This is a genomic window from Nonomuraea sp. B10E15 (assembly GCF_039871615.1).
Lineage (GTDB): Bacteria > Actinomycetota > Actinomycetes > Streptosporangiales > Streptosporangiaceae > Nonomuraea.
Genome location: NZ_JBDPMB010000020.1, coordinates 1 through 13,316, shown reverse-complemented (window position 1 = coordinate 13,316; position 13,316 = coordinate 1). Strand labels below are relative to the sequence as shown.

Here is a 13,316-nt window from a genome sequence, read left to right as displayed (position 1 = left end):
ATGTCCGGCCGCACGCCGGCGACCGTGGTGGTGACCGGATGGCATGTAAGCAACGGCAACGTTATTTCGTTATCGAGGATTCAGTCAAGGCGCGCTAACGTAGTTTTGTTAGCGACGATAAGACGCGCTCCCGGCCCGACCAGCCGGCCGGCTCAGCTGTCGCCCGCGCGGAGCACCTCGCTCAGCCGTCGTCGGCGGCGTAGCGCCGATTCGACGGGCACCACGACGGCGACCGCCGCCAGGAACACGACAGCCACCAGTGCGGGCCCCCACCACGGCAACGCCGGGGCCGGATCGGCACCGGTGAGCAGGCCCAGGGCGAGCGAGCCGAACATCAGGCGGGCGAGCAGCGCCCCGAGCAGCGGACCGCCCACAACGGCGACCACCACCGGCGGCAGCAGTTCCCCCGCCGCGACCCAGCGGGCCTCCCGGGGCCGCAGCCCGAGGGTGCGCAGCCGGGTCAGGGTCCGCCACCGCTCCGGCGCGCCGGCCGCCGTGCCGAGAGCGAGTCCCAGCAGGCCCAGAACCGGCAGGGTTACCGCCGAGACCCACGCCAACCGCAGCAGTCCCGAGGCCAGCGGCCCATCCGCGGTCCCGTGGCCGACAGCGGCACCAAGGGTGAGCGCGTACGAGGCCAGGGCCACGGAGGTCACGAGCACCACCAGCGGGAGCACCCGGGCCGAGGTCGCCGCCGCCCTCGCGGCCCCGAACACCGCCAGCGGCCGGCGCGAGCCCAGAAGCCGCTTGAGCACGAAGCGCGTCCCGAGGGGCAGGGCCCGCGCCAGCATGAGCGCGCCCGCGAGCGCGCAGAGGGCGGGCGCGCTCGCGGGCAGCACCCCGCCGCCGATCCCCCGCTGGTACAGAGCGACGAGGGCGCCGGACGCGGCCACCAGCACCCCGATCTCAAGTGCGGCCCGCCGCAGCCGTACGGTGTTACGCACCCACCGCCGGGCACTCCGGTTGGCCGGCACGCGGCGATCCCGGGTGGCGCGGGCGGCGGTGAGCGTGCCGAACGCGGGCCCGGCGGTGACGGCGGTGACCACCACGGGAGCCGTCCACTCCCAGGAGACCCCCGGCGCGACGGCCCGGGCCAGGCCGAGCCCGGCCGCCGTGGCCAGCAGCGCCATCACGGCGGATTCGAGCAGCAGCTCGCCACCGATCACCGGTAGCGACATCCCTCTCTGCCGGGCGGCTGCCAGGGCGGGGGCGCGGCGGCGTACCAGCAGGTCGGCGGCGAGCAGCAGGACCAGGACCGCGGCGGCGAGCAGGGTGACGAGCAGGACGGACGCCTGCGCGGACGCGGCGTCGACTTGGGCGCTCACGTTCCGCAACACCCCGTCGAGCCGGGTCTCCCACTTCAGCGAGCCGTCCCGGGCGCCGGAGGAGCCGGAGGCCGCCTTGAGCGCGACCACCCTCGCGGTGACCGACGGGACCGCGTCCCAGGTGAGCCGGGCCGGGTCGGGCGTGAACCAGGCGGTACGCCGCAACTCGTCCTGTCCGAAGGCGAGCCGGGCGTCGGGCAGCGAGTCGCGGGACAGCAGCCCGGCGAAGCGGGTGCTTCCCGTGCCGTCCGCGCCGGCGACGGGACTCAGCAGCGCGCGGATGAGCCGCCAGGCGGGATCGGCGCTGTCCCGAGGCCGGAAGATGCCGCTGACCTGAACCTTCTTGACGTTCCCCTGGTCGTCGGCCAGCGGGATGCGGGCGCCGGGACGGAGCCGGAGAGCGGCGGCGCCCGCCTCCGACAGGCCCACCTGCACCGGCCAGGGCGGCGCGCCGTAGGGAACCGACGCCGTCTCGGAGCCGGTGGGCCGGGGCGGGCCGCCGACGATCCAGGTCACGCCGGGCCCGCCGTCGCGGGCCACGTAAGCGAGCTGGAACGTGCGCAGCACGCTGCCATCGGTGATCTTGAGGGTGGGGCTGGTGACGGTGGCGACGGGTGGATGCAGGGCGGCGCGCAGGCCGGGGCCGAGCTCGTCCGTCGCCCTGGCCCGGAAGTCGTCGACGCCCTCGGCGAGGCGGGGGTGCCGGACGCGGCTGCCGCTCGGCCCGCCGTCGTCTTCCATGCGGGCGTGGACCCGGAGGTCGCCGCCGTCCCCGCGTACCGCGTCCCGTACGGCGGTGTCGGCGGTCGCGGACAGTAACGGCGGTATCGCGCCGGCGAGCAACGTGACGACCGCCACCACGACGGCGGCCAGGAGCAACGGCCCGGCGTCCGCGCGGGCGCGGCCGGCGACGCTGGGCCAGTGCGGTGCCGGGATCTTCACGACGCCACCCGCAGGTACGCGGCATCGGCGAGCCGGGCCTGGACGGCGACCACCGCGCTCACCGCCAGCGCGCACCCGGCCGGCAGCCCGGCGAGCAGGGCGGCCTCGGCGGCCCACGGCCAGACGGGCAGGACCTCGGGAACGGGAGCGGCGCCGGTGTCGGAGCGGACGAGCAGCGGCGCGACGACGCGGGTGGCCAGCGCGCCGATGACCGCGCCCGCCGCGAGCAGCGGCAGCAGGATGCCGACGTGCTGGCCGAGCAGCACGGTACGGATCTCGCGCCGGGTCATCCCGAGACCCCGCAGGCGCGCCACCTCGACCGCGCGGGCCCGCAGATCGAACGTCACGTGCAGGACGATCCCGGCGATCATCAGCAGGACCGCGGCCGGTACGAGCAGCCGGAGCACGGCCGGCAGCCCGGCCTGCAGCGGGCCGCCGGTGAGCCGGGCGGTCTCGGACGCGCGCGTGGTGACGCTGCCGAGGCGGAGATCGGCTGCATCGCCCGTGGCGGGACGGCCGACCCACCACGCGTCCACGGGCACGTCGAAGTCGCCGCTGACGGCGAGAGCGCGGGAGAGGGCGTCGAAGTCGGCCAGGATGGCCGCGGCGCCCGGAGCTGACGGCACGGCCGGCAGCACCTCGGCCACGCTGACCTGTACGGGGGTGAGGCCGACGGTGAGGTCGAGCCGGGAGCCGCGCCGGGCGCCCACCTCGTCGGCGAAGCGGCCGGAGACGGCGACGGGCACCGGTCCCGGGGCCGGGAAGGCGGTGGCGACCAGGTTCCTGGCGGCGTCCGGCCGGCCCTTCAGCGCGACGGTCGTGGCCATCCTCAGCTCGGTGCCGGCGGAGGTGCCGGTCAGGGCGACGGCCGGATTGCCGAGCTGCCCGGGGGCCGGACCGGCTGAGGTGGCGGTCCAGTGCGAGGCTGCGGAGCCTGTTCCCGCCACGGTGAGTGTCACGGCGACACGGCTGTCCCCCGCCGGAAGTTCCGCCAGGGGATCGGAGTGGCCGGTGCCCACGTTCCCCGTCGCGATCGCGAACGGAAGGGACACCGCGACCAGCTGGAGCCCTTCGGCCGTCGCGCAGTCCGGCAGCGGATGTGCTTCGCCGTCGAGCGGAACGGGCTCACCGGTGCACGGGGTACGCAGACCTGTCGCGTCCTGGAGCAGCAGCCGGGGCGTCACGGTGAGCGGCGTCGCACCGGTCGCCTTCCCGGTCAGGGAGAGCGCGGCTCCGGCCGGGACGGGAACGCCGGCGGCGCGCGCCGGCGGCGCGAGGCCGCCACCCACGGCGTTCCAGGTGCGGCCGTCGTCCAGCCGCCCGCGCAGCAGCGCCTCGGCACGAGTGGTGTCCACGGCGATCAGCCGCGGCGGGTCACCGGCGCTGCCGAGCCACTGCCCGACCGCGATGCCACGATCGGTGGCCGGGCTCACCTCTCCCCCGGTGGCCGCGCCGACCACCCTGCCCTGCCCGGCGGCGGGCGGGGCGGTGAGGGTGAGCACGAGATCGGTGCCGACGGACAGATCGGCCTGGTCCTGCTGGGAGCGCTGCCACGTGGCATCGAACCCGATCCCGTACGTGGCCGCCGCGCAGCCCAGCCCGATCAGCAGCCCCGCCGCGACCGCCTGTGGCCTGCGGGCGGCCTCGAACGCGGCCAGCGGAACCATCAGCCCGCGCGCCCGGCCGGCCAGCCGTTCCACGACGCGCAACGCGGGCCACACCAGGCGCAACGCCACCGCGGACCCGGCGATGAGCAGCAGCGCTGGAGCGAGCACCCGCACGGCGTCGATGGGCGACCCCGAACCTGCAGGCTGGTCGCGCAACTGCCACCAGCCGACGGCGGCGAGCGCCACGAGCAGCACGTCGGCGCCGGATCGGGCGAGCAGCTCCCGCCGCCCGCGCAAACCTCCGGAGGAGGTCCGCAGCGAGGGCACGACGAGCACCGCCGCCAGCGCCAGCGCGCCGCCGGCGACGGACAGCACCTGTACGGCGTTCACGCAGAAAGGCGTGGCGAGCCCGGCCCCGGCCATGGGCGGCAGCCGGGTCAGCCCGGCGTGCAGGGCGGACGAGGCCGGGATCGCGACCGCGGTGGCGATCCCGGCGAGCGCGCCGGCCTCGACGAGCGCGGCGCCGGCGAGCCGGCCGCGGCCGACGCCCAGCGCGGACAGCAGGGCGGTCTCGTCGTTGCGCACACCGGCGCTGAGCCGGCCGGCGAGGGCGAGGGCGGTCGCGGTCAGGACGAGTCCGATGGCGGCGACGGCGAGCACGGCCGCCGTGGTGACCCGCTGCTGTTCGTGGGCGGCCAGCAGGGTCGAGGGAAGTCGGGAGGCGACGCGCTGGATCCGTACCCGGTCGCCGAGGGTCTGCCCCAGCCGGCGGTCGGCGCCGAGCACGGTCTGGATGACGGTGTCGAGATCGCGGGCGGCGGGGGCGGACAGGTCGGGGTGGGCGCCGATCTCCAGCCGGTCGAGGGTGGAGCCGCCGCCGAGCAGGTCGGCGAGGTCGACGATGAACGGCCCGTACGCGTGAACCGGCTGTGCGGAGCGGCCGTCGTGGTAGGCCGGATCGTACCCGGCGGCGGCGAGGGGGTCACGCTCCCAGCCCGTGCCCGGCAGCGGTCGCACGACTCCGACCACGCTCACCTCGACGCCCCGGTCGGGATCGTCGGCCAGCTCTCTGCCGAGGCGGACCCGCCTGCCGACGGTCAGGCCGAGCTGCCGCGCGGTGCTTTCCAGGACAACCGCCTCCGCCGGCGCGGCACCCGCCCGCGGCAGGCGTCCGGCGGCCAGTCGGGTGCGGGCCTGCAGGTCCTCCACCCCCGACAGGTACGCCACGGCCGGAACACCGGCGCTGGGCAGCGATCGCATCACGGACGACGCGCGCGCGGCCGTCGTCGTCGCGAACGGGGCGAGCGCCGAGGTCAGCACGGCGCGGGTGTCGTCGGCGACGGATCTCGCGTGCTCGCCGCGAATGGTCACGGTGTAGGCGGTGACGTCGATCTGGTCGGAGGCGGCGCGAGAGGCGGCGGTCTCCAGCGCCTGCTCGGCGGTACGGGTGAGCAGGAGGGCGCAGGTGCCCAGCAGCGTGGGGCCGACCACGGCGACGGCCAGGAGGGCTGCCAGCAACGGCCATTGCGCACGGGCTCGCCTGGCGACCAGCCTCAGCACGGACGGCTCTCGCTGATCACGAATCGCCCCGACCGTTGGAGCCTCCGTCGGGCCGCCCGTCAGAGCGTGAGCCGGGATGCTCGTCGAGATGCCCGTCGTTGATGCGGATCACCCGATCCGCCAGCGCGAGCATCGTCGGATCATGCGTGGAGACGAACGCCGTCACCCCCTCGGACTCCACCACCCCGCGCAGCAGCGCCATCACCGACAGACCGGTCTCGGCGTCCAGCTGCCCGGTCGGCTCGTCCGCGATCAGCAGCCGTGGCGAGGCGGCCAGCGCCCGGGCGATCGCCACCCGCTGCTGCTGCCCGCCGGACAGCTCGGCGGGTAACTGCTCGGCATGGGCGGCCAGTCCGACCAGTTCCAGCAGCAGCGCGACCCGCCGCTCACGCTCCGCCGGCGGTACGCGGGCCAGCCGCAGCGGGGCGCCCACGTTCTCCGCGGCCGACAACACCGGGATCAGGCCGAAGGTCTGGAAGACGTACGAGACCTTCTCCCGCCGTAACAGGGACAGGCCGTCCTCGTCGAGGGCGGTGACGTCCGTTCCGTCCACGAGGACCGTGCCGGAGTCCGGGCGGTCCAGGCCGCCGATGATGTTGAGCAGCGTGGTCTTGCCGGAGCCGGACCGCCCGACGAGGGCGGTCATGGTGGCGGCCGCGAGCTCGAACGTCACGTCCCGCAACGCGTGCACGGCGGTCGCCCCGCTGCCGAACCGGCGATGAACGCCACGCACACGGACCAGGGGGCCGCCGTTCATCCGGCCCCGCCGCCGTCGGGGCGGATCGCCACGTGGTCGGCCTCCAGCACCAGCCGGACCCTTCGCGTCAACGCCAGCGCCTCCCGGTAGTCGCGCGGCACCTGGATCCGCCCCGCACGGTCCATCACCGCGTACTCCTCGGCGATCACCTGCTGGGCGCCGTCGTCTCCGGTGGCGGTGCGCCGCAACACCTCGCTGCTCGTGCGCCCGTCGCGGATCGCCACCGTCCGCTCCACCTGCCCGCTGACCGCGGGATCGTGGGTCACGATGACGACGGTGACGCCCAGCTGCCGGTTGACCTCCCGCAGCAGCCCGAACACGGCGGCCGACGTGGCGCTGTCCAGTTCACCGGTCGGCTCGTCGGCCAGCAGCACCCTGGGCTCGTTGGCGAGGGCCACCGCGATGGCCACCCGCATCTGCTGCCCGCCGGACAGCTGCGCGGGCCGCCGCTCGGCGCAGTCGGCGACGCCGAGCAGGTCCAGCAGCTCGGCAGCACGCCTGCGGCGTATCCGGCCAGGGGTGCGGGCCGCTGTCATCGGCAGGTCGACCATCTGCCGTGCGGTCAGGTACGGGATGAGGTTGGCGGCCGTCTGCTGGCGTACGAATCCCACGGTGTGCCGCCGATACCGGACACGATCGGCCCGCGACATGTCCAGCAGATTCCACCGATCGACGCGCACGCGCCCGGCGGTGGGAGCGTCGACCCCGGCCAGGATGGACAGCAACGTCGACTTCCCCGACCCGGACGCGCCGACGACGGCCACCATCTCCCCGCTGTCCACGACCAGGTCCAGCCCTTGCAGTGCCTGCACCTCGACCGACCCGGACTGGTAGATCCGCACCAGGCTCTCGCACACGATCAGCGCATCTCGTCCGAACTCCGGCGCCTTCGCAGGTGGCTGCGGCAGGGATAAGGGCGCGATGGACATCCCCTCCTCCGCCCGGCACGGCTCTGCTTCAGGGCCAGACTCTATCGTCCTCGCAAATCGGGCCCAAGACCCTTACGGCCAGGGCGACGGTGGCGGCTTCCGCGAGCGAAGGACCGGGGTCAGGGCCCGCGTGTCCGGGTGGAGGGCTCGGGCGCACAGCGTGAGGGTTTCCGCGAGCGTCGTGCGGTCGGGGTCGTCGATCTCGGCGAGCATGACGGCTTCGATGCCGTCGAGGGAGCGGTCGCATCGCCGGAGGGTGCTCAGGCCTTTCGGGGTGAGGCGGGTGCGCAGGGCGCGGCCGCCACGGGGATGCGGGTCGCGGCGGATCAGGCCGCGTTGTTCGAGATCGCGGATGACCAGGTTCATCGCCTGCGGGGTGACGAAGGCGATGCGGGCCAGGTCGGCCGAGGACGGGGCGTCGCGCAGGCGCAGCTCGCTGAGCGCCATGTATTCGGTGGTCGTCATGCCGTGCCGGGCGAGCGCTTCATCCAGGCAGGCGCGGATGCGGCGTTCCAGCCGGAACACCAGGTAGCTCACATGGGGCGGCGGTGCGTCCGGCGCAGCGGCCGCGGGGACACCCGGATCGGTCACCAGGAGACGATATCTCGTCCTGTCAGAACGGGCCCAGATGTAAGTTTCACCCCATTATCAAGGACCTTGATAACAAGCTACTTGATAACCAGGGAGAACGGCTCCCTGCCAGGTGAACCGGCGGACCAGCGCACCGCGCGTGCATTGACGGCGGATTGCGGCCCTTCTATTTTCCAGCGACCGGTGTCAATACGCGGCGGACCGACCCACGGCGCGCCGCAGATCTGGAGAGGAGGAGCGCGAATGACCCGATGGATACGGGTGCTGGCCAGTGCCTGCGCCGCGGCGCTCTTAGCCGTCATGACCGTGGCACTCGGATCGCCGGCCGTCGCCGCCAGCCTGGTGGAGGTGACCGGCTTCGGCAACAACCCGGGCAACATGCGGATGCACGTCTATGTGCCGGACTCGCACCCGACCTCGCCGGCGATCGTGGTTGCGATGCATGGCTGCGGCGGCTCCGGTCCCGGCTTCCACCAGGGCAGCGAGTTCGCCTCGCTGGCGGATCGATACGGCTTCGTCGTCATCTACCCGACCGCCACCCAGTCGGCGGGGTTCGGCAACTGCTTCGACACCTGGTCGGACGCGGCCAAACAGCGCGGCGGCGGCAGCGATCCGGACTCGATCCTCTCGATGATCGACTACGTCGAGCGGACCTACCGTGGAGACCCGAACCGGGTCTACGCCACCGGAAGCTCGTCCGGCGGCATGATGACCCAGCACATGCTCGCCGTCCATCCGGACGTGTTCAAGGCAGGGGCCTCCTTCATGGGTGTGCCCTTCAACTGCTTCGCCGGCGCCTCCGACTATCCACCTGGAAGCAGCAGGTGCACCGGCGGGAGCATGGACCGATCACCCCAGCAGTGGGGCGATGCGGTCCGCCAGGCGTACCCGGGATATTCCGGCCCCCGCCCGCGCATGCAGCTGTGGCACGGCACCAGCGACACCCTCGTGCCCTACTCGCTGCTGCGCGAGTCGATCGAGCAGTGGACCGATGTGTTCGGGCTGAGCCAGACCCCGACCAGCACCGACACCCCGCAGGCGAACTGGAACCGCAGCCGGTACGCCACTTCGTCCGGCACCGTGCAGGTGGAGGCGTACAGCGTCCAGGGCGCCGGGCATGCTCTTCCGCAGGGCGGCATGGCCCTCTACGCCATCCAGTTCTTCGGCTTGACCACCAGTTCGACCGACACCACGCCGCCGACCGCCCCGGCCGGACTCACCGCCTCGGGCACCACCGCAACCGGCACCAGCCTGGCCTGGACGGCCTCCACCGACGACACCGGCGTAACCGGCTATCAGATCCTGCGCGCTCCCGGCGCGGCGGGCGGCACGTTCACCCAGGTCGGCACCTCGGCCACGACCTCGTTCACCGACACGGGCCTGACCGCGAACACCACCTACCGCTACCAGGTCCGGGCGCGCGATGCCGCCGGTAACGTCTCACCGGTCTCCGACACCGTCCAGATCACCACCCAGGCAGGCACGACCGGTGCCTGCTCCGCCACCCCGACCGTGCAGTCCCAGTGGGGGAACGGGTATGTGATCCAGCCGCTGACCATCACCAACACCAGCACCTCGACGATCACCAGCTGGACCGTCACCTTCACCCTGCCGGCCGGGCACACCCTGACCGGCTCGTGGAACGCCACCGTCACCAGCAGCGGCCAGACCGTCACGGTCAGAAGTGTCAGCCACAACGGCACGCTCGCGCCGGGAGCCGGCGCCACCAGCTTCGGCTTCCAAGCGAGCAGGCCCAACGGCAACACCGCCCTGCCGTCCGGCTACGCCTGCGCCTGACCATCACCGCGCTTCCCTGATCACGGCCCCGTCGTCGACAGGTGGGACCGGGCCGTGATCGAGGGATCCGCGCCGGTGGGAGAACCGGCCGCGTACCGCGGCCAGGGCCACTCGGTGCGCCCCATGCCGCGTCGCTCATCGAGTCGCCCGAGCACACATGCCTGCGCCGAGCCGAGCTCCACACCCTGCCTTGTAGTTTATATTTCAACTTGTTAATGTCTAGATAGCTGGCTGATCATGCGGCCATGGCCGCGTCCAGCGCGCTGACGTACCCGCTATGAAAGGTTTTCGGATGAGCATCGCTCTCGTGCGGAACCCCGGCGACGGTCCGGCCTTCCGCTACTACAACACCGGGGTCGAGCAGGTCGTGTCGACCGACGAGACGAGTGGAGCGATCACCGTCTCACGTCTGAACATGCCGCGCGCCGACGCGCCGCCCCTGCACACCCACAGTCGCGAGGACGAGAGCTGGGTGATCCTTTCCGGACGCGTCCGGTTCTGGATCGGATCGACGTCGCTCGCCACGTGCGACGTGTACGACGCCGAACCCGGCGCCTTCATCTACGGACCCCGGTCAGTGCCCCACACGCTCCAGCCGATCACGGAGACCGCGGAGATCCTTCAGATCAACAACCCCGGAGCCGTCGAGGGCTACTTCAGGGCGATCGGCCCCGCTGACGCGCGCGCCGACGAAGAGCACGCCGACCTCCTGGCGCGGTACGGAGTAGCGCTCCTCGACCATCCACCTTCTGTCTAGTCGGCTGGTTCTCCGGCGCGCTCTCCGGACTTCGCGGCAATCAAGGCAGCGGTGGTGTGCCGCCAGCGGACCTGGCCGGCTGCCGCGCACTCCGCGCGCCGTTCACCGGCTTCACACATGAAGGCGGCGTCACGGCCCACCCACCCGCGTAGGCCGTGAACGCCTCCCGTGTCAGGGCTTGGCCGCGGCGCTGACGATGCGGCCGGCTTCCTCCTTGGTGATGAGGCGGGCGGCCACCAGTTCGGCCGACTTCTTGGCGACGTGGGCGATGAGCTGGGGCCCGGTGTGCTTCTCGTCCTCGATGAGGTCCTCGATCGTGCAGCCGTCGGGGCGATAGCGGTTCGCCACCCCGGTGTCGCGGCCCTTGACGGTGACCATCGGGGTCAGGTCGGAGGCCTTGCAGGCATCCGCCGGAGGGCTGTAGCGGAGCAGGCGGGCGCCGCCCTGTACGGAGCCGAGGGCGTCCTTGGTGCCGCTGCGGAACCAGATGTTGCCCGAGCCGTCCTGCGCGCCCCGGTAGAGGCCGGACTCGACGGCGGTCGTGAACGTCTTCGACAGCGGGTCGATGCGGAACACCTTCCCGTCGAGGGAGGCGTAGACGTGCTCGTCGGGGTTGACGTGCAGCTCGTCAGAGACGCCGGTGTATCCGGCGGGGAGCTTGACCCGCTTGACCACGCGGGCCGTGGCCGGGTCCATGATGAACACCGTGCCGTCGGCGAGGCCCCAGAGCAGCCCGTCGGAGCCCTTGACCAGCGCGGTGATCGACTTCGCGCCGGGCACCGGCGTGTGCTCCGATCGCTTCTCGCCCGAGGCCAGGTCGTAGGTGAACACCTTGGCGTCCGTCGCCTTGGGCGTGGTGCCGCCGCCGCCGTAGATCGACGTGCCGCCCCACAGGGTGTCCCCGAGCACGGCCAGCGAGGTGACGCCCTGGTCGGCGACGGGGGCGCGCCGTACCGTGTGCTCGCCTGAAGTCTCGTCGTAGACGGTGAGCGCGCCGCCCCAGAGGCCGTAGTCGGGGGTGCTGCCGATGTAGACCTCGCTCCCGGCGGCGGCGAACGCCACGGGCCGGTTCTGGCCGTCGCCGATCAGGCGGAACAGCTCACGCGGGTTCGTGCCCGTGACGAACGGCCGGGCCGGGTCGTAGTGCATGATCGCGCCGTTGGGATAGGTGCCCAGGTAGAGCTTGCCGTCCTTCCAGAACCACCCGTCGGTCTGCGCGGCCCGGCCGAGCTGGGTCACCTTGCCGGTGGCCGGGTCGAGGACCGCGACGTTGCCGTTGATGTAGAGGTTGGTGTAGATCCGGCCGTCCGGCCCGGCAGTGACATTGTTGATGTCGATGGGCTGGTACGGGAACGGCAGCTTGAAGCGCTGGGACGCGCCGGTGCTCGGGTCGTAGGAGAACGCGTCGCCGTTGTAGTTGCCGATCGCCGCGTAAAGCGTGCCGTCGACGAAGCCCCAGCCCACCCCGGCACCGCCCGAGGCCACCCCCGGCACCGCTTCCGGCCGGTCGGCGGCCAGGTCGTAGCGCCACAGCTCGGTGCCCGAGGTGAAGTAGACGTAGCCGCCCTCGGCGACCTTGGTCGTGCCGCGCGAGCTCATCGCGAACCCGTCGGCCAGCACCTCCCCCGAGTCGGGGTCGAGCACGAGCGCCTGCCCCTTGCTTCGCTTGACGAACAGCTTGCCCGCCACCAGGTTCAGGTCGTACGGATAGCTCGGATCGCCGCGCAGCGCCTCGGGCCAGATGTCCCGCTTCTCCCCCGTGGCCAGGTCCAGCCGGATCAGGTGCCCCGCCGAGCCGACCGCCGCCCACAGCAGTTGCCGGTCGGTGTCGACCGCGACGTCCGGCGTGTACTGCTGGCCCTCGACCATCACTCCGAGGTCGCGGAACCCTTCACCCGGGGTGTACGAGAACGCCTTGGCCCCCGGATACGTCCCCCCGTAGATCTTGCCGTCCTCACCGGCCTGCAGCCCGTAGGCGTACAACTCCCCCGGCACGACCTGCCCCAGATCGGTGGCCTGCTCCTGGCCCGGCTTGAAGGAGTACAGGTGGCCGTTGGGGTAGGTCCCGGCATAGACGGTCCCGTCGGCCGCCTGGGTGATGCCCCACCCGCCGGACGAGCCGGGCAACTCCACGGTGTCCCTCAGTTCGCGGGTCACCGGGTCGACTTCGGCGACGACCCCTGGCGTACCCATCTGGACGCTGAAAACGGCGGGCCGCCCGTCCTGGCCGGTGCCGAAGTACCCCTCGAAGACGGTGAGCGCGGTCGACTGGACGCCGAAGTCGGTCACGGTTCCTTGGGCTGGGGAGGCGGCTAAGAGAGTGGACAGCAGGACGGAGAGGACACGCATGGGTTGCACTCCTGGGAGATTACGGTCTTGAGTGGAACTGCTTCCTTCGGGCCCGTATCGGCTTCATATGAGATAACGGGCCAGACCGTAAAAAGTCAACAATCACGCCGACCCCTAGACGTCATCCACTTCGACTCCCCTGCTCCCGCAGCACGCCCGTCTCTGCCGGGATGGTCGGATCCGTGAACGAGGGGGTTTCGGTGGCGTGCTCGGCGTTCCCATCGAGCGGCGTCCACGACTCGTACGTGGTCCGCTCCAGGGGCAGGGGTTTGCCGGCCGCGACGACGGTCTGTGCGGGCCGGTCGCCGCCGAGCAGGAAGTCGATGACCGGGCGGTCCACTTCCTCCGTGCCGTAGGGGAAGACGCCGTGGACGCTCTCGTTGTCGACGGCGATCAGGCTCGTGTTCGGCAACCCTGTGCCGGCTGCCCAGCCCTGCTCGTACGGCGTCATCGCATCGAGTTCGCTCTGCAGGACGATGGTCTCGTAGTTTGTCGTCGGACGGAGCTCCGGAGTGTACTTCTGGACGGCGGTGCTGTAGGAAAGCCCTGAGGTGTACGGCCCTCCGGGTGCGTGATGAGAGCAATCGTCAAGACCTGTGGATCAAGATCTTCTAGGCGGCTCTCGACTGGTCCTCGATCGCCGGTGATTCCGCGGGCCGCTCGACGAGCTTGCCCTTGACGAAGGTCGCCCCGGCACGGACCAGA

At 72.2% G+C, this 13,316-nt stretch carries 8 protein-coding genes and 1 pseudogene; 2 read left to right on the top strand and 7 right to left on the bottom strand.

From position 1 onward, the window contains the following. Positions 1-152: 152 nt before the first annotated feature. The 5 genes from ABGB14_RS37925 to ABGB14_RS37905 all read right to left on the bottom strand — a co-directional run bounded on the left by ABGB14_RS37925 (position 153) and on the right by ABGB14_RS37905 (position 7,708). Complete coding sequence (locus ABGB14_RS37925) at positions 153-2,264, bottom strand: FtsX-like permease family protein (protein ID WP_347648678.1); 2,112 nt, start codon at positions 2,262-2,264, stop codon at positions 153-155. Then, on the bottom strand, positions 2,261-5,431 hold the full coding sequence (locus ABGB14_RS37920) for an FtsX-like permease family protein (protein ID WP_347648677.1): 3,171 nt from the start codon (positions 5,429-5,431) through the stop codon (positions 2,261-2,263). The genes ABGB14_RS37925 and ABGB14_RS37920 overlap by 4 nt, the downstream gene beginning before the upstream one ends. A gap of 16 nt (positions 5,432-5,447) precedes the next feature. Next, a complete protein-coding gene (locus ABGB14_RS37915) occupies positions 5,448-6,164 on the bottom strand; it encodes an ABC transporter ATP-binding protein (RefSeq protein WP_347648676.1) in 717 nt (238 codons plus the stop codon). Positions 6,165-6,184: 20 nt separating this feature from the next. After that, positions 6,185-7,117 carry an ABC transporter ATP-binding protein gene (locus tag ABGB14_RS37910; protein WP_347648675.1) on the bottom strand — a complete coding sequence of 311 codons (933 nt, stop codon included), beginning with the start codon at positions 7,115-7,117 and terminating at the stop codon, positions 6,185-6,187. A gap of 72 nt (positions 7,118-7,189) precedes the next feature. Beyond that, positions 7,190-7,708, bottom strand: a complete 519-nt coding sequence (locus ABGB14_RS37905) for a MarR family transcriptional regulator (protein ID WP_347648674.1) — start codon at positions 7,706-7,708, stop codon at positions 7,190-7,192. 243 nt (positions 7,709-7,951) lie between these two features. Between ABGB14_RS37905 and ABGB14_RS37900 the strand changes: the two genes are divergently transcribed. Together ABGB14_RS37900 and ABGB14_RS37895 are read left to right on the top strand one after the other, a co-directional pair. Further along, positions 7,952-9,505, top strand: coding sequence for a PHB depolymerase family esterase (locus ABGB14_RS37900; protein ID WP_347648673.1), 1,554 nt, complete (start codon positions 7,952-7,954; stop codon positions 9,503-9,505). A gap of 292 nt (positions 9,506-9,797) precedes the next feature. After that, positions 9,798-10,262, top strand: coding sequence for a cupin domain-containing protein (locus ABGB14_RS37895; protein ID WP_347648672.1), 465 nt, complete (start codon positions 9,798-9,800; stop codon positions 10,260-10,262). A gap of 171 nt (positions 10,263-10,433) precedes the next feature. Here the strand turns inward: ABGB14_RS37895 and ABGB14_RS37890 are convergent, their stop codons facing one another. Together ABGB14_RS37890 and ABGB14_RS37885 are read right to left on the bottom strand one after the other, a co-directional pair. Then, complete coding sequence (locus tag ABGB14_RS37890) at positions 10,434-12,611, bottom strand: hypothetical protein (protein ID WP_347648671.1); 2,178 nt, start codon at positions 12,609-12,611, stop codon at positions 10,434-10,436. Positions 12,612-12,732: 121 nt separating this feature from the next. Beyond that, positions 12,733-13,107, bottom strand: a pseudogene (locus ABGB14_RS37885) (alpha/beta hydrolase); the annotation flags it as partial. Positions 13,108-13,316 lie beyond the last annotated feature (209 nt).